Source organism: Mobiluncus porci (genome assembly GCF_009695935.1).
Lineage (GTDB): Bacteria > Actinomycetota > Actinomycetes > Actinomycetales > Actinomycetaceae > Mobiluncus > Mobiluncus porci.
The window spans coordinates 61,913-79,233 of record NZ_VUMY01000011.1 but is presented as its reverse complement, the minus strand read 5'-3'; the positions used below and the strand labels follow the sequence as shown (position 1 = coordinate 79,233).

At 55.1% G+C, this 17,321-nt stretch carries 17 protein-coding genes; 5 read left to right on the top strand and 12 right to left on the bottom strand.

The annotated features are described in order from the left end of the window. Nucleotides 1–9: 9 nt before the first annotated feature. From FYJ63_RS07150 to FYJ63_RS07100, 11 genes are all read right to left on the bottom strand, one after another. Nucleotides 10–1,335, bottom strand: a complete 1,326-nt coding sequence (locus FYJ63_RS07150; RefSeq protein WP_277026443.1) for a FliI/YscN family ATPase — start codon at nt 1,333–1,335, stop codon at nt 10–12. A 5-nt stretch (nt 1,336–1,340) separates the two neighbouring features. Beyond that, nucleotides 1,341–2,039, bottom strand: a complete 699-nt coding sequence (locus FYJ63_RS07145) for a FliH/SctL family protein (protein ID WP_154545196.1) — start codon at nt 2,037–2,039, stop codon at nt 1,341–1,343. Next, on the bottom strand, nt 2,029–3,054 hold the full coding sequence (fliG, locus tag FYJ63_RS07140; protein WP_154545194.1) for a flagellar motor switch protein FliG: 1,026 nt from the start codon (nt 3,052–3,054) through the stop codon (nt 2,029–2,031). Before fliG ends, FYJ63_RS07145 begins: the two co-directional genes overlap by 11 nt. A 2-nt stretch (nt 3,055–3,056) precedes the next feature. After that, entirely contained in the window at nt 3,057–4,673 is a 1,617-nt protein-coding gene (gene fliF, locus FYJ63_RS07135) for a flagellar basal-body MS-ring/collar protein FliF (protein WP_154545192.1), read from the bottom strand. Continuing rightward, nucleotides 4,673–5,104, bottom strand: a complete 432-nt coding sequence (gene fliE, locus FYJ63_RS07130) for a flagellar hook-basal body complex protein FliE (RefSeq protein WP_154545190.1) — start codon at nt 5,102–5,104, stop codon at nt 4,673–4,675. The genes fliF and fliE overlap by 1 nt, the downstream gene beginning before the upstream one ends. A gap of 4 nt (nt 5,105–5,108) precedes the next feature. Beyond that, on the bottom strand, nt 5,109–5,507 hold the full coding sequence (gene flgC, locus FYJ63_RS07125; RefSeq protein ID WP_154545188.1) for a flagellar basal body rod protein FlgC: 399 nt from the start codon (nt 5,505–5,507) through the stop codon (nt 5,109–5,111). Further along, nucleotides 5,504–5,851: a flagellar basal body rod protein FlgB gene (locus tag FYJ63_RS07120; protein WP_154545186.1), complete on the bottom strand. Its 348-nt coding sequence runs from the start codon at nt 5,849–5,851 to the stop codon at nt 5,504–5,506. Before FYJ63_RS07120 ends, flgC begins: the two co-directional genes overlap by 4 nt. A gap of 799 nt (nt 5,852–6,650) precedes the next feature. Further along, on the bottom strand, nt 6,651–6,956 hold the full coding sequence (locus FYJ63_RS07115) for a hypothetical protein (protein WP_195839360.1): 306 nt from the start codon (nt 6,954–6,956) through the stop codon (nt 6,651–6,653). Continuing rightward, on the bottom strand, nt 6,946–7,389 hold the full coding sequence (gene fliS, locus FYJ63_RS07110) for a flagellar export chaperone FliS (RefSeq protein ID WP_154545184.1): 444 nt from the start codon (nt 7,387–7,389) through the stop codon (nt 6,946–6,948). Before fliS ends, FYJ63_RS07115 begins: the two co-directional genes overlap by 11 nt. A 109-nt stretch (nt 7,390–7,498) precedes the next feature. Continuing rightward, on the bottom strand, nt 7,499–9,076 hold the full coding sequence (fliD, locus tag FYJ63_RS07105) for a flagellar filament capping protein FliD (protein WP_154545182.1): 1,578 nt from the start codon (nt 9,074–9,076) through the stop codon (nt 7,499–7,501). Nucleotides 9,077–9,210: 134 nt separating this feature from the next. Further along, nucleotides 9,211–10,566 carry a sigma-70 family RNA polymerase sigma factor gene (locus FYJ63_RS07100; protein WP_338106868.1) on the bottom strand — a complete coding sequence of 452 codons (1,356 nt, stop codon included), beginning with the start codon at nt 10,564–10,566 and terminating at the stop codon, nt 9,211–9,213. Between the two features lie 200 nt (nt 10,567–10,766). On the opposite strand from FYJ63_RS07100, the gene FYJ63_RS07095 reads away from it, so the two are divergent. The 4 genes from FYJ63_RS07095 to fliW all read left to right on the top strand — a co-directional run bounded on the left by FYJ63_RS07095 (nt 10,767) and on the right by fliW (nt 14,879). Beyond that, nucleotides 10,767–11,249, top strand: coding sequence for a flagellar protein FlgN (locus FYJ63_RS07095; protein WP_154545180.1), 483 nt, complete (start codon nt 10,767–10,769; stop codon nt 11,247–11,249). Nucleotides 11,250–11,386: 137 nt separating this feature from the next. Further along, on the top strand, nt 11,387–13,420 hold the full coding sequence (locus tag FYJ63_RS07090; RefSeq protein ID WP_154545178.1) for a flagellar hook-associated protein FlgK: 2,034 nt from the start codon (nt 11,387–11,389) through the stop codon (nt 13,418–13,420). Nucleotides 13,421–13,425: 5 nt separating this feature from the next. Beyond that, nucleotides 13,426–14,442, top strand: a complete 1,017-nt coding sequence (locus FYJ63_RS07085; RefSeq protein ID WP_154545176.1) for a flagellin N-terminal helical domain-containing protein — start codon at nt 13,426–13,428, stop codon at nt 14,440–14,442. Next, complete coding sequence (fliW, locus tag FYJ63_RS07080) at nt 14,439–14,879, top strand: flagellar assembly protein FliW (RefSeq protein WP_154545174.1); 441 nt, start codon at nt 14,439–14,441, stop codon at nt 14,877–14,879. Before FYJ63_RS07085 ends, fliW begins: the two co-directional genes overlap by 4 nt. Nucleotides 14,880–15,140: 261 nt before the next feature. Here fliW and purD read toward each other — a convergent pair whose 3' ends face one another. Beyond that, nucleotides 15,141–16,403, bottom strand: coding sequence for a phosphoribosylamine--glycine ligase (gene purD, locus FYJ63_RS07075; RefSeq protein WP_277026466.1), 1,263 nt, complete (start codon nt 16,401–16,403; stop codon nt 15,141–15,143). Between the two features lie 196 nt (nt 16,404–16,599). On the opposite strand from purD, the gene tmk reads away from it, so the two are divergent. Further along, a complete protein-coding gene (tmk, locus tag FYJ63_RS07070; protein WP_154545172.1) occupies nt 16,600–17,319 on the top strand; it encodes a dTMP kinase in 720 nt (239 codons plus the stop codon). The last annotated feature ends 2 nt before the right edge of the window (nt 17,320–17,321 follow it).

Here is a 17,321-nt window from a genome sequence, read left to right as displayed (position 1 = left end):
TGCCACCCCCTACGCAGCCTTCTCAGTTTGGAACGCCTGGTACAAGTCAAAGAGTTGTTGCCAAGATTCATCAAAAGTGATCTTTTCGTCGGTCTTTTGGGTCAAGAAGCCCTCAATCTCATCGTCGTATTTCATCGCCAAGTCCACTTCCGGATTCGTCCCCGGCTGGTAGGCGCCCACGTCCAGGAGGTCTTGTACCCCGCGCTTAGCGCCCATAATCTGGCGCAGTGCCGTCGCAGCCTCCTTCTGTTCCCGGGTACAGACCTTCGAAGCCACCCGAGAAATCGACCCGAGCGCGTCAATGGCCGGATAGTGGCCGGCAACCGCGAGTTTCCGGTCAAGGACAACGTGTCCGTCGAGGATGGAACGCGCTTGGTCAGCAATCGGCTCGTTGTGATCATCGCCGTCCACCAGGACGGTGTATATTCCCGTGACCGATCCGACCGCTCCGGAACCAGCCCGCTCCAGGAGCTGAGCCATCATCGAGAAAGTCGAGGGCGGGTAGCCGCGGGTAGCGGGGGGTTCTCCTACGGAGAGCCCGATTTCGCGCTGAGCCATGCAGGTACGAGTCAGCGAGTCCATCATCAACAGGACGTGGCGTCCCGCGTCGCGGTAGTATTCGGCGACGCGGGTAGCGGTAAAGGCGGCACGCTTGCGGAGCATCGGGGATTCATCAGAGGTGGCCACCACTACAACCGAGCGAGAGAGCCCTTCTTCCCCGAGATCGTCTTCCAGGAATTCGCGGACTTCACGTCCGCGCTCGCCAACGAGCGCAATCACACAGACCTCGGCATTCGTTCCGCGGGCAATCATCGACATCAACGTGGATTTCCCGACGCCGGAACCGGCGAACAGGCCGATACGCTGGCCGCGGCCGAGAGTGACGAGCGTGTCTAAAACCCGCACGCCCATTGCCACGGGGGTGTCGATGCGCGCCCGCTCCAAAGCGTTTGGAGCCGAGCCGTGAATCGGAACGTGGTCGGCGGCATAGATGGGACCTTTGCCGTCAATCGGGCGACCGGCTGCGTCAATGACGCGGCCGAGAAGTGCCGGCCCCACCGGAACCGTCGCCGGTAGTCCCGTCCCGCGAACTGGTGACCCGACACGCAGACCATCGAGGTTATCAAGGGGCATACAACTTGCGACCCCCGAGTCGAGGGCCACGACCTCGGCGGGAGTCCCGGGATAGTCGCCGACGAGAACCACCTCGCCCACGCGGCAGTCCAGGCCGCGAACCTGAACCGACAGGCCGACAACGGATTCCACCTCGCCCACGCGCTGGGGACGGGTGACGTTCAAGAGAGAGGCAAAAGTCGGGGAAGTGAGAAGATTCACGACATTCACTCCTCAGCGGCTTGAACCGTCGCGAGAGCTTCGCGGGCGCGCTCAACTGCTGAGGAGAGCCTGGCATCGAGCAAACCCTCCGGCATGTAGGCCACCGCATCTCCCGGATCGAGTTCCGGATCGGGAACCAGTTTCACCGGGCATTCCACGCCCAAACTGGTCAGGGTCTCCACGTCCTGTGGGTTCATGTTCACTTTCACGATTTCTTTGGGGTCATTCATCGACAAGGCGCGCTTGAGCGCTGCTTTCGCGCCGGTTTCCTTGTCGGAGAGCTCCGCGCCGAGAAGGGCCTCGGCCAAGGCCACGGCCGCTTCCATCAGGGCAGATTTCATTTCATCAATCACAAGCGCGTCACGAGACTCGATGGCGTCAGCCATGGCCTGAATCTCATCCATCGCATCCACGTAGGCCTCGGTTCGGGCCTCTTCGGCGAGACGGGCATCTTCGGAAATGATGGAACGTTCTGCCTCCGCCTCGCGGGTGGCGCGTTTTTGGCCGGCGGCCCAGCCGGAGGAAAATCCCTTGGCATAGCCGAAAGCTTGGGCGGATTTGTCGTTGGTCTTGGCCTGGTTGCTGGCATCGACGAGTTGGAAAGCACCCGCACTGGACTTGGCCGAAGGTAAAACCGTCTTCGGCATGGCTCCACCACGCCGTTGATTCTCCTTGACCTCCAAAAGATCCTGATCAAGCCACATATTCGTCCTCGTCTTCGCGGCGAATGACAATCTGGCCGGACTCTTCCATCTTACGAATAAGCTGGACGATGCCCGCGCGAGCCTCTTGCACCTGGCTCATACGAACCGCGCCGAGCATATCGATTTCTTCCATCACGTTCTGGCGAGCGCGTTCGGAGAGGTTCTTCATGATGCGAGAGCGCAGATCCTCTTGGGTGCCTTTGAGCGCGAGAGCAAGCTGAGCACCGTCGACTTGGCGCAGCACCAGCTGAATCCCGCGGTCTTCGAGCATCACGATGTCTTCGAAGACGAACATGCGCGAACGCACTTCGTCAGCGAGTTCCTCGTCGCGTTCTTCGAGACCTGTGAGGATCATCTTTTCAGTGCCGGGGTCGGCGCGGTTGATGATATCAACCAAGGGTTCCACGCCGCCCACGGCTTGCATCTCCTCGGAGTTGATGACTTGGGCGGCTTTCTTCTGCAGCGACGCGGCCACGAGCGCCACCATTTCCGGGTTCGCGCGCTCCATCTGGGCGATGCGCAAAGCGACTTCGCCTTGGAGTTTCGGCCCGAGACCTGCCATCACGCGCGCGGCATGGTCGGGGCGAAGGTGCGCCAAAACCAGGGCAATCGTTTGGGGATGTTCCGACGAAACCAAGGTCACGATTTCACGCGGATCGGCTGCCTTCAAGAAATCGAAAGGCTGACCCTGCATTCCCTGCACGAGGCGTTCCATGATTTCTTCGGCTTTTTCGACCCCGAAAGTTTGTTCCAAAACTTTCTGGGCATAATCCAAGCCTCCGTGTCCGAGTTGAAGGGAAGACGCCGCGATTGAGTTTTCATAGAACTCATCAATCACATCTGCGGCGATTTCGCGCGGCACATTGGACATTCGCATGATTTCGGCCGACAGTGCCTCAACTTCATCGTCAGTCATCTCGCTCATGACGCGAGCGGCGCGATCTTTCCCAATTTGGATCAGAACCAAAGCGGCTTTTTGCAGCCCGCTCAAAGCAACAGTTTGTGCAGATACCATGATTAGCGACGACCTCCCATCCAAGAGCGAAGTTGTTCAGCGACCATCTGCGGCTTGTCGAGAGCCAGTTCCGCGATTTCTTCCCGCTTGGCTTCGAGCTTCAAAAGAACCGGATCTGGTTCAGGCTCGGGCTCGGGTTCAGGCTCGGGTTCGGGCTCGGGAATCTCCGCGGTCTCAAGGGCGAGTTGTTCCTCTTCAGGCGGGGTCAGCGTGTATGGATCGGGCAGCTGATCGAGCTCGCCGAGATCCAAGGCCTCACGTTCGCGAGCTTTGGCGCGTTTCTTTGCGACCGCCGCAATGATGATGAGCAAGAGGATGATGAGACCAGCGATAACCGCCTGGCGGATGAGAGAGGCAGTCTTTGCTGCCTCGGCAGCAGCCGCGGCTTCCGCCGCCGCCTTCTCGCGAGCCTGCTGGGCAGTCTGGTCAAAGGGGGAACGGGAAACATTGATGAGGTCTCCGCGCGCCGCATCGATGCCGGTGGCGGCAGCAACCGAGTCACGAATCGCTGTCATGTCGAGGCGGCGAGCCGTTTCCTGATTCAAAACCACGGAAACCGACTGGCGCAGAGCCGCTCCGGGTCCGCGAGTGGAGTTGGTCAATTCTTCGTTGACCGCGTTGTTGTTGACGGTTTGGGAGTTATTGTATTGACCTTGGCCGTTGCCATTGTTGAGTTCATACGGGTTGGCGATGTTATCTGGGCCGAGCACGCCATTGATAATCGCGCCGCCGCCGGAATATTCCTCGGAAGCACTCGATGAGGACAAGGCCTTGACTCCACCCTCGGGTTCGGTGTAGACGCGGGTGGTTTTTTGTTGGGTGTCTTGAGCGAGGTCCACGTGAGCCGACACCTTGGCGTTACCCGCGCCTACCAGCGGCTCCACTACTGCGAGGGCCTTCGCGACCAAGCTCTTTTCCATCTCGGAGGCGGCAGCTGTGCCGGCGTTGATTTTATCAGACAAGGTGTTGCCGGAAGTGTCCACCACGGAAACATTGGATTTGGTGAGGTTCGGGATAGAAGAGGCGACCATGTTCACAATGGCCTGAACGGTATTGTTGTCGATTTCTTTGCCGTTCTTAGGCTCTACCGTCACGGAGGCAGTGGTGGGGGTCGGGTTCTTCGGATCCGCGAATACGGTCTCGGCTGGAATTGCGAGAGCCACCGAGGCTTTCTCGATTTGATCCATGGTTTCGATGGTCTTGGCGAGTTCGCCTTCGAGAGCACGTTTCTTCGCCATCTGTTGCTGGAAGTCGGAAGCCGCTACCCCGAGATTATCTAGCACTGCATAGCCGGCGGTCGGCTGAGCCGGGAGATCATTAGCAGCGAGATCCATGCGTGCAGTCTGGACATCAGCGGCAGGTACCTTGATGACGCCGTTGTCAGCAACTTGGTATTTAATGCCGGAAGAGTCGAGCTGTTCAGTCACGGCAGCCTGGTCTTTTTCGGACAGTCCCGAGTAAAGCACGGTGTAGTCGGGGCGTCCCACCCAGGAATAAAGCACTACGCCGCCGAGAACGAGCACGGCAATTCCAATGATGACCAAGGTTTTTTGAGCCAGGGAGAACTCTTTAACAGTGCCTTTGACTTTATCAAGTGTGTTTACGATAACTGGTGGCATTATGCTTGCATCCTCATAATCTCGTTGAACATGTCAACTGCCTTATTCCTAACTGCGGAAGTGAGCTCCATGGTCAACGAAGATTCTGCGGCTGCAATGGTGTAGTCGTGGACATCATCAAGTTGACCGGTAACGGCTTGAATGCCTAATTTTTCAGCGGTGCGCTGCCGCATTTGCATATTAGCAACTGCGTCGGCAAAGATGTTGCCGAAAGAGGATTCCGCGACTCCCCGAATATCTCCGCCACCGGGAGTCAAACCCAAACGGGGTGGCTGGAGGGTAGCGGGGTCTGCGCCGAGACGGCTCGCGCCAGCTTCGGTAGCGGCGGAGCGGGAGAATCCAATGGATTGCACAAAGGCATTGGTGAGCTGCTGGTTGCCCGTGAGGCGACCCGTCAAGTTCGAACCAATCCCATCAACTGAGTAAGGCATGAGTTTACCTTCCGATTTGCAAGGCCGACTCGTAGGTGGACTTTGCGCGATCCACTACGGCGGCATTCGCTTGGTAAGCCCTTTGCGCCATGATCAACTGAGTCATTTGAGAACCCAAGTCAATATCAGGGTGGCGGACATACCCTTCTTCATTCGCGTTCGGATCTTCGGGGTCGTACACGATCCGACCGTCGGTGCCGCCGAGCGCGATGCCGGCGACCATGGTTCCCGCAGGACGTCCGTAATCAACAGCCTGGGCGACAACATAGCGAGCCCGGAAGGCTTCTTCGTTCATCGGCTTGGTGGTGTTGATGTTGGCGATGTTATCCGAGATGCAGTCCAACCATTTACGGTTGACTGTCATGCCCGTTCCTGCAATCCCAATAGCTCCGAAAGTGGTCATGATGTCGTCCTCATGGCCGCGCGAATGTTGGAATATTGCCCGCTGATTGCTTGGGTTGCCAGCTGAAAGCGGAGAACCGTATCCACAGAGCTAATGGTTTCTTCGTCTAAGTTGACGTTGTTGCCATCAATGCGAGTGGGTTCGAGTGAACGGGCAGTAGAGATGTGTGTGGTTTCGGGGTGACCGAAGTGAGTGGCGCGAGCCAGTTCATCTTCAAACGACACCTTTCCGGAAAGGAATCCCGGGGTCTGGATATTCGCAATATTGTCGGCGATAACTCGCTGACGCATTGACAAGCCATCCAGCGCAGTACGCATTGCTACGTAACCTACAGAATCAAACATGACGACCTCACATGTTTCTCGCTGGATCATCCTACGATCCGATTCCGCACAACTTCCTGCCTGCGGTTCAGTGCTTTTTGCGCTGACATGTTCAAGTATCGGCTGGTGAAGCGGGATTGTCGAGGCTGTTTAACTGGGGAGGTCGGGGTTCAAGTTCGAGTGGGGGTCCAAAGAGGGTTTTTTACCGAAATTGAAGAATTTGAGGAGGAGATTTTCCCGTATTTACCGCAGGTCAAAGCGATTTTGAGAAGTTACACAGGTGTATTTTAGGTATTTTCAGGGTGGTATTTTTACCGGAGTGAAAGTTTTGGTTCAAGGGTTTTTATGTTTTGAAAACCGGTCGGTTGAGGGCGCGGGGCGGAAATCGTTTTTAAGAGTTTTCCCAGTTCAGAGTTAATTTTGGTTTTATTCAGGTGATTTTCAGGATGTGTTAAAGTGTTGAGGCTTCGGGGATTTGCGGGGTTTTGAACTTTGAAAAATCGGGGAATAAACTTACCAGGAGGAAGGAATCTGGATTGAAGCTGGGAGTTGTGGCGAGGATGTCTGAATTCCGACCCCGATTGATGACTTGTATGTTTCAAGTCGGTAAAATTTCGTAAACGTTCGAGACTTGAGCACTATCGGGACCTTAGTCCCGAATGTAATCTTCGTCACACTATCTTAATTGTCTGCTTTTCAAGGTGAGTTTTTGGCAATATTCCGGCTCTCCTCACACCCCTCTCCCAGAAATCCCCCTTTTCCTGAAAGTTTCCTCCGAACACAACCTTTTCCCATCAGGGACGGGCCAAACTGGTAAAAATCAACCTTGGACGTCGAGGTAGATGGGTTTGGAGGATTGTTTTTGGCGGGGAGTGGCGTGGAGGCGATCGCGCTCGGCTTGATTCTTTTCCATGGCGGCTTGAATCATCTCGTTGATGTTTTCCACTTCAGCTCGCAACTGTTCCGCCACCGGACGCAATTCCCGCGGCAGCCTCCCGAGGCGCGGCGGAACCCACTGCTGCGCTATCGGAATCTCCCCGCGGGCAAGAACTTCCCGCGAGGCCTCGACATCGGCTTGAATCTTGGAAAGTTCTACCTTCCAAGCGTCGAGGTTATTAGCCGACACCGAGATCACCTCGGGAGTTTCGCTTCACCTCACCAGCTCCTGAAGCCTTAGCCTTGGCATCCTCTGCTTCCAGCTGGGCAGCGGCCTGTTTCCACGCATCCGCCAGGGGTTCGAACAGTTCACGAATCTCGCGCGCCTTTTCCGAATCCTGCTGCACGTTGGCATTGACGAGCTCTTTCATGGCATAGACATACAGCGCCATCAGGCCTTCGGCGCCGTCCCACACGTCCATCCTTAGCGAGCTCATCAACTCAGCAATAATGTCTTGGGCATGAGTGAGGTTTTTGTGCGCCTCCACGCGGTTCTTTCCCGCCAGGGCTTTTTCCGCGCGCCCCAGATCCAGCAAAAGCCGGTCATACAGCATCGTCAACAAGCGCGCCGGTGAAGCGGTCACAATCGAATCCTGCTGGAATCGGTTAATGGCGGTCTGCATTCTTTCCTCCGTCTCAATCCATCTTTGTCTTTAACAATACTTCGACTGGGCGCGAAATGTGGCGCGTCCAGCCGACGTATGATGAAGTTGTTTCCAATCATTCAGATAGTTACTTGCCAAAGTTCAGAGACGCCAACTGCGAAGTCAACCAAGACTGCTTCTGGCTGTAGCTTGCTAGCAGGGTCTCCAAGGCCGAGTACTGCCGTTGCAAGTTAGCCTGTCGAGTTACCATCCGATCTTCGAATTCATTAATTCGCTCGTCATAGTAAGACGTTTCAGTCTCACTCGTCTTAATAACTTGGGTCAACATACCATCGGTGGAATCAGAAATACCGGAAGCCGTATCAGCGATCTTCTCCGCAAACGCAGTCATTATTGTTTCTGTCTTGTTCGGATCAGCCTTCATCATCTCCCCAAACTTCGCTTTGTCGAAGCTGAGGGACAATTCGGAACCGTTCAATTTCAGATCAATACCGTAATCAGCCAGAGAATATGTCTGGACTGCACCGTTTTCACCCGCAATGCTCACGCCCCCAGAAATCACACTGGATAGCTGATCTTGAATCTGACGTCCAACCGAGTTAGATAACACGCCCGGAGCTTTGTACCTAGTCGTAGTGCCGTCATCTTCCTGACGGGTTTTCTCCACAGACTTCATTCCATTCGACAGCAGATTGAAAACCTTATTGACCGAATCAATCAGAGACTCTACCTTTTCAGAAGCCACACTGTCATCCCGGATAACGTCAACTCTCACGCCCTTGGTGAGATAGTCGAGATAAACCGGACTACCGTCAGCCTTAGTCTCCTGCTTTACTGCGGAAATGTCTACCTTAACCTTATCCATCAGCTCTATGTTGTTCGAGGAATAACTGTGGTCTTCACCATAGAGTGAAATCACGGCGTCAGCCGAGGCTCGGACAAGCCTCCCCTCGGTGGGAACCTCACTGGCAATAGCAGAGCGCATCGTAGCGGCATCCGCGAATTTGTAAGAAATGGACCTCGAGGCCGCATCTGGGGTGGCAGACGTAGGTTGAATAGCGAGATTTTTGGAGATGTCTCCAGCAAAAATCTTAAAGTCACCCTGGGTAGTTCCGGTTTCCTTACCTGTAATCTGCAGGACATATTTTCCAGTGCCATCGGGATTATCGCCGACACGAATCGCTGCCGCCGCGACACCAGAGTCTTTTACAGAGTTGATTGCTTGAGCAACGTCCTGTATAGAGTTGGAAGCGGGATTAATAGCTGTAACCCTGTCACCCACAGCAATAGAAATATAGCCGTCTTTCCCAGCCGCATCGGACATCAAGCTAGATAGCTGAGCCGCGTCAAAAGTTACTTGCTTCGACTGCGCCAGGGATTTAACATCAAATTCGACCGACCCGATGGAGGCACCTGCTTCGGTAGAAATTTGCACCTGACTATTGTTAGCCTTTCCTTGCGCAGCACCCCAGACCACTGCTGAATCGTAGGTCTGATCGAGTTTGTATTCCTTCCCATAGACTGACCACGCATTCGTTGTTAGAGCCGCGATCTGAGAGTTTAGGCTCTGATAGGACTTGACAGTGGTTTCAATCGCGTTCTTCTTGTCGTAGAGCGAACTGCCAGACTTTCTTTCCAAATACATCAGCTGTTTAACAATGTTTTGTGTGTCAAACCCGCCGATACCACTAAGTGCGATACCCATGATTTTCTCCTTCCGTGGAACAAACACTTCATCCCATCCTGAGATAACGCCGAGGCTGGGGGCACCGAATGATGTCCTGTGACACTACCTCAGTTTTTCTCATCGGCAAGTCGGAGATGTTTTTTAGAAAAAAATTATTTTCTTGGTTTCCGGCCAGAACTCACCATTGTTTCATGACGTTTCATACTCAATCCTCCCAGATACGACGTAGTTGGAGGCGTTAATCCCGGTTCCTCCTTAGCATTAGGCAGTTGCTCAGCGATCTGGCTTCCCCGGCCTTCTTTGTCCTTACTTTTACGTTCCTCTTCCTCTGCAGCTCTGGCCTCAGCTTCAGCACGCAGCTGAGCCTTGGCTTGGGCGCTCACTTTGGAACGGTCGGCGAGGAAACTAGTCGTTGTCGAAGAGGTAGGAACCTGAAACTTGCCGAACCTGCGCCCCTGAGTTTTAGGGACACTGCCCCTGGGAGGATTTTCACTTGCGGTAGAAGGCGGTTCTTTTTCCTCTGTTTGCCCGCTAGGCTCATCGCTAGCCCAAAGGGATGACGTCGAGGATTTGCTCGACGATGTTTTTCCTTCGGCTGATTGATTTATGGACGTACCATTAGGGGAGCCGCTCTCAAGAGACGGAGAGCTGCTCGTTGTCCTGCCTCCAGAAGGTCTTGAACCTCCAGGTTCCCTAATCGATTCTGCGTTGTCCGCGATCTTTTGGAAGTATTTTTCACGTCTCTTCTGGACGATACCTGCTTTTTCCTTATGTCCCTTGCCTACCGCATCATTAGGCTCCGATTCGAGATGATGCTCCATCCCCTCGCGCATCATGCTGAGAGCCTCGGTGCGAAGTTGGGAGACACGAGACTGGGTGACCCCAAGAGCGTCAGCAATTTCACTAATGGGTTTTTCGGCGAAGAAAATTTGTTCCACCACAAACCGCAGCCGTTGCGGCAAGGACTGTACCGCCGCCTTCAGGTAAACCATGCGCTCATCGGTGAGGAGGCTATCTTCCGGAGTCATCCCTTCATCGACAATCTCGATAGTCCTCGTGTCGTCTTCCCCGACAGTGGAATCGATAGAAACAATGCGCCGCGAGGCATCCGCCTGAGCGGATTCGACCTGTTCCACCTCAACCCCGAGAGCGGAAGCCAGTTCTTCCTTAGTGGGGGCGCGACCCCCGGCGGCAGTAAGGGTGGCAGTCATTTCTTCCAACTGTTTCGTGCGTTGACGAGCCCCGCGAGTAGCCCAGTCCATCGAGCGCAACTCGTCCAGCATGGCTCCGCGAATCCGATAAACCGCGAAACGATGGAAGGGAACGCCGTGGGTGGGATCGTAGCTGTTGGCGGCTTGGACCAAGGCGAGAGCTCCGGCGGAAGCCAAATCTTCTCGCTGCACAAAGGAGGGAACGCGACGCAGTAACTCCGCTACTTGGTAACCAACCAAGGGGAGATTCTTTTCAATTAATGCATCCCGATCCAGCTCTTCGGCTTCGGTTCCCACCACGCCTCCCGTCGGAACATTGCAGTTATAATCCTCACTAGTTTACCTTTAAATCCCCATTCCATTAGGAGAATCCATCAGGTGAAGCCTAAATTGCCACCCTGGTCAAAAGATTTCGTGGGGAACCCATTAAATTCGGGCTGAACACTTAAAACGAGAGGCGTTTTACCGATAGGGTAACTTACAGGGAGGAGACCGCCATGTCATTGGACGCTTTATCACGCCAGCTTTGGAAACAACGCGAAACTCTGGAAGTTATGCTGTTCAAGCTCGAAGAAGAACGCTTAATCACTTCCACCGGTTCGAGCCGCTGGCTCCCTCGCGCGACGCGGGAGCTGGAATCAGTCATAGCCCAAGCTCAAACGATTGAGTTGGAGCGCTCCATGGAATCGGAGGCGGCGGCAGTGGAACTCGGCCTCCCCCCCGAGGCGAGCCTCAAAGAGATTGCGGCGGCCGCCGAAGAACCGTGGCAGACTTTGTTGACCCAGCACCGCGAGGCTTTGATTCAGCTCACGACCGAGATTGCCGATGTCTCCAAGGCGAACCAGGAAGTATTGTCGAGCCTGCAGCGCGCCACCCAGGAAACCTTGATGAGTATGCAAGGAGGCGCCGACACTTACGGGGAAGACGGTTCCGTCAAGAGTTACGACAGCGGTTCCTCCCTTCTCGACCAGGCGATTTAAGTCAATTGTTAGGCCGATTGTTCGGGCAATTTGAGAAAAACACTCAATAATCCACCTGAAGCGCCGATAGTTTAGTTTGACCAAGCCAGTCGCCAAGTTTGGCTGACATACTCAGACTAAAGAGAAAGGACACTCCGATGGGTTCAACGTTTTCCTCGCTGAACGCCGGACTGACCGGCCTGTATGCCGCTCAGCGTCTGATTGAAGTCTCGGGACAAAACATTAATAACCAGAACACCCCCGGCTACACTCGCCAGCGGGTAGAACAAAAAGCTTTAGGAATCGGCTCCGAGCCATCTGTATTCGCAGGCTCTGTTCCGCAGGGCGGCGGCGTTGAAATCACAGGAGTGAGGCGTCTCGGCGATTTCTTTTTGGACACAAAGCTGCGTCTCGAAACTGGACGCGCCGCTGGAACCAAACAAATAGACTCATCCTGGTCTGCCATCGAATCCGCGATGGATGAACTTGGAACCATGTCTGTATCCAATTCCCTTCGTGATTTTTATAAAGCCTGGGGGGATGTCAATAACTCCTCAGATAATCGCGGGGCTCGAGCCACTGCAATCGGTAACGCTGAAGCCCTAGTGAACCAGATTGCGACCGGCTATACCCACATCTCAGACCAGTGGAAGAATGGACGTCAGCAGCTTGATGCCCTGGTTACTGATCTAAACACAGCCATGGATTCTGTGGCGGCGTTGAATGATCGGATTCGTAAAGGCACTGCGATTGGCGCCAACGTTAACCATCTCATTGATGAACGCGACCAACTCGCACTACATATTTCGGAGTTAACTGGAGCTACCGTTAAAGAGGGCTACGGTGTTTACACCAAAGACAATGCCCCTAGTCAAGCTGCTATCGGAACGGCGTATTCCGACGGCACAATCGAAATCATGCTTGCTGGAAACACCATGGTTGGCAAGGACTTCGCAAACCATTTCAAAGCTATTGGCTCTGTTGATATGCCTGGCATTGACGCGGCGCCTCGTGATATTTACCAGAAAGCTGTCGATGCACTTGGCGGGAACGGGAAGCTTACCCAAACCTTTATCCAACATGGAATAGAAACCCAACAGTACCAAGCACAGGTTCGCGTCTATGAAGCCGGCGATAGCGGGCCCGACGGTAAGACGATCGATTCCAGGTCTAAATATTTCGGACAGAAATACGTGGCTTTCTACGACATGGAAAAAATCAATGATGGGCAATCCGTTAATGACGCCAGAATGGCTGGAACCGAACAGATCTTCGGCATTGGCGATTTCCAGCACGATGAAGGCCCTGTCAGAATTACATGGCAGTACGGAGGCCACCAGGTTGTTATCGAAGAAGGTTCAATTGGCGGCCTGATGAACAACCTTAGACCAGCACAACTGCCTGGAGTTTCCGCCACCCTCGGCAATGGAGGCTCTTGGGCAGAAGCCGGCAAACTGTACAACGACTTGGCAACCAATATCGCCACTGAAGTCAACAACATTCACGCCAGCAGCGTGACTAACAAAACAAAAACTCTGGTAACCACACAAGCAGCTTTCCAGTTACTAGATCCAACAACCGGAAAAACCGAACCTGCTAAGATGGACGGCTTGGGTTTGAATTATCCCGATGGCACTGCCATAACCGGGGACACGATTCAGCGCAATCAGTTCGCCACTGATGAGCTTTTTGATGCTGCTGTTAAGGATGCGCAAAACAAACTTGAAGCGAACAACTTCGGTAAGTCTGCTATCTACACTTCCGTGAAAGAAGACGGCGGGGACTTTTTCAAGTTTGCCGCTGCTGATAACAAGCTGCCGGCAGCACTGCGTCTCCAGGTTGCGTTCAAGGATCCCCAGAAGATTGCGGCTGGCGTGGAAGTCAGCGGTATCTATGACGGCTCAGTGGCCTTGCGGATTGCAAACCAGCAAGACTCACCAACCTCAGCGTTGAATGAGTGGTCTAAGTCAGTTGTTGATATCGGGGTTCATGCTAAGAGTGCAGCGGATAACGCGCAATTAGCAGAACAGACTCGGGGTATCGCTGAGCAGCAGCAAAAAGCTCAGGCATCCGTGGATATGAACGAAGAAGTGGTAAACCTGATTCAGGGTCAGCACGCCTACGCGGGCGCGGCCAGAATAATGAGCACTGTAAACTCCATGCTCGAGACATTGATTAATTTGGGTAGGTGATTAACATGATTACACGCATGACAACCTCGATGATGGCGAACACCTCGCTTGCCACCATCCAAAAGAACTTCTCCCGTCTGGCGGACGCGAACCGTCAAATGGCTTCGGGCAAGCGTATGGAATTTCCCTCCGACGATCCCGCGTCTTCCGTTTCTTCCATGCGGCTGCGCAAGGAACTCGCCGCCACCCAGCAGTTCCAGCGCAACATTGATGACGCCGCCGCCTGGATGCAGACCGCCGACTCGGCGATGCAATCCGTGTCGGGACAATACACTAAGGCCAAGTCCACGCTTATCAACTCGATTAACTCCGCTAACGGGCCAGCCTCTTTGAAGGCTCTCGGCCAGGATTTGCGCCAACAGGCCCAGGCGATTATGTCTCAGGCGAACGCGACCTACCTCGGGCGTGCTGTTTTCGCTGGGAACTCTGATAAAGGAGCCGTTTTTAAAGTCGGTACATCTGCCGATGGCAAAAGCGAAGTTTTCTTACAGCTTGAAACTGATGACGTTACCGCTAAACCCGTAAACAGGCGGATAAATGCAGACACTACCCTTCCAGCTAATATGGATGGAAACAGTCTATTCGGAACTGGAACCATCAATTGGGCGCCCGACGCTGCTACTGGCACCACAATTGACACCACCAACAACCCATCCGTCATGAACCTCTTAGTGGAAGCAGCCAATATCATGGAAAGCCCTGACGGTCTTTCCAGCGCCGATCCCGACAAAAAGGCTGTAGCACACAACCGCATCATGGCAATTCAGGCTGAACTGGATCGCCGAGCTGAGGGTCTCCACGAAGGCATGTCAACTTTGGGTGCCCGCCACAAGCAAGTTTTACAAGCCCGTGAAACCGTTTTAGCCGACATCCAGAACGTAAAATCCCAAATTTCCGGAGTTGAGGACATCGACATTCAATCGGCTACAGTCGAAATGTCTTTGGCATCAATGGCTTATCAAGCATCCTTGGGTTCAACTCAGCGTGTCGTACAACCAAGTTTGCTAGACTACTTACGATGAGCAACAACGACGAAGTTACTGGAAGCGCTGAAAACGAGGAATTTCCCACGTTAAAAATCCGGATGGTTTCTCCCATGCCGGGTCTCGAAATCCACCTGGATTTCAATTTGAGTGCCGTGGACGAGACGGGTGTGTTGTGGACTTTGAAGTCCGTAATGGATCCGAATGTTCGCCTCTTTGCGGTGCCACCCATCGCTTTCTTCGACGGCTACACCCCGATGATTCCGTCCTCCGCTCGGGAACGGGTCGGATTGAAGGAGGGCGAGGACCCCTTCATTCTCGTCATCGTTCACCCCGCGACCGGATCGTATCCCCACACAGCTAACCTGCTGGCTCCCCTCGTCATCAATCCCGAGACGATGAATGCGCTCCAGGTCGTGTTGGAGGATCAGGACTGGCCGTTGCAGGCTCCGATTGGTGACCCCAAGGAATCCTAGAATTCCCCGCTTCTAGCCTTTAGCGCCTCGGTCTCGACCCCGGCGCTATTCGCGGTTTTATCGCGCAGCCAGCGGGTCGAACCTCTCCAGTGCAGTGCAGCCAGCGGGTCAGACCTCTCCGGTGCAGCGGCCAAAGGGAACACAACTGGAAGGGTCTGACCCCAGCTGGCGCAGCGAAATTGCTTAAACGGCTACGCCGGTGGGTCAGACCCTGTCGGCTACACTTCGTTACGCCGCCGAGGTCTGACCCACCGGCTCCGCCTAAAACCCCGCAATATCCGACCGGTAATATCCGCCGTCGAGATGGATTTTCTCCATAGCTTCGTAGGCCCGAGCCCGAGCCGAGTCGAGATCCTCGCCGCGAGCCACCACCGACAGAACGCGGCCCCCGCTAGCTCTCAGCGTCCCGTCTTCACCAATCGCAGTGCCGGCGTGGATAACATGGACTCCTTTGATGCCTTCCGCGGCCTCGACACCCGTGATAACCCCGCCCTTTTGCGGAGCTTCGGGATAGCCCGGCGCCGCCAAAACCACGTTGACGACGGCCTCTGGACTCACCGCAAATTCCGGCATGGCACTTAATGAACCCGTCGCCGCGGCCCAGAAATACTCCAACAGGTCCGAATCAATCCGCTCCAGGACCGACTGGGTCTCCGGATCCCCAAAGCGCACATTGAACTCCACCACGCGCGGCCCGCGGGTCGTGAGCGCGAGCCCCACGTAAAGCAAGCCCACAAAAGGCGTCCCGCGCTTGGCCATCTCATCAATCACCGGCTGGGCAATCTCCGTGGCAGTCCGCTCGGCGAGGTCCTCCGGCGCCCACGGAAGCGGGGAATACGCCCCCATTCCGCCGGTATTCGGGCCCTCATTGTTGTCATACGCGCGCTTGAAATCCTGGGCCGCGGGAAGCGGGAGAACTGTTTTCCCGTCAGATAGGCAGAAAACCGAGGCTTCCGGACCGTCGAGGAACTCCTCAATGACAACCGCGGGAACGTGCGGATCGGCCAAAGTTTCGATACAGGCCTCGGCGTGGCGGGTGGCCGCGGAGAGGTCGGAGGTCACGACAACGCCCTTTCCGGCTGCCAGACCATCTTGTTTCACGACGTAGGGCGCACCAAAGCGTTCTAAGGCTTCACGGGCTTCAGCAAGGGTTTTACAGGCTACCGAGGCGGCGGTGGGAACGAGTGCGGCTTGCATGATGGTTTTTGCGAAGGCCTTGGATCCTTCGAGTCTTGCCGCGGCCTTGTCGGGACCGAAAACCGGAAAATTGTGGGCACGCAGTTCGTCCGCGGCGCCCACTACCAGGGGAGCTTCCGGCCCGATCACAACAAGATCGGGTTGAAGTTTCTCGGCAAGCTCGCGGATGGCGCTTGGTGAATTGAGATCCACAAAAACGTTGCGGCCGAGTTTCGCAGTCCCGGGATTTCCCGGCGCGGTTATGAGTTCAGTAAGTTTCGGGGATTTTGCAATCGCGCGGGCCAGAGCATGTTCGCGCCCGCCAGAACCTAAGAGTAAAACCTTCACGGCCTCAGTCTATCGCGCGCAGCGGGGCAGGGCTATTGGCGAAGCCCGTCCAAGTCCAGGAGAATTCGGCCCGCACTGCCATATATGCGGTGTCAGATGATGAGTGCAGGCGATATTCTCCTGGGTTAGGACCTCGGATCGAGCGAGACCCCGGTGAAGCAAAATTTGGGATGGAGGGGCTTGCTAGACTAGGAACATGTCCTTTACTGAAGCTCTCGGAATGGGCGAATTTCGCCCGAACCCCAACGTGGATTTCGGAAAAATCGCCGAAGTTCGCGCCACCCGCGGCGCCTTTGTGGCCTTCGAAGGCGCCGACGGCGTCGGAAAATCAACCCAGATAAAACTCGCCGCCGAGTGGGTGAAAGCCCAAGGCTGGGAGGTCGTGACAACTAGAGAGCCGGGCGGAACCAAACTCGGACAGTCCCTCCGCGAGCTCTTGCTGGAGGCCGGCGAGGTCGCGCCGCGCGCCGAAGCGCTACTCTTCGCTGCCGACCGCGCCCAGCACGTCGCGAAGCTCATCGTTCCGGCGGTGAACTCCGGAAAGGTCGTCATCACGGATCGTTTTATGGCTTCATCAATCGCCTACCAGGGACAAGGCCGCGATCTCGGAGCGAAAGACATTCGCGACCTCTCCATGTGGGCCACTGGCGGACTCGTCCCGAATCTCACGGTGCTCCTCGACCTCGACCCCGAAACCGCGCTTGAACGCCAGCAAACTGATGAAACCCGAAGCGAACCCGACCGGATGGAGCGAGCCGGAATCGACTTTCAGCGCAAAGTTCGCGGAGAATTCCTTAGGATAGCGGAAGGTAAAGACACCTGGATGGTCGTTGATGCGGGTCTCCCCGTTGATGAAATCGCCGCCCAAATTCGGCTCCGCTTGGCCACCATCCTTCCGGTTATGAAGTCGTGGTAACT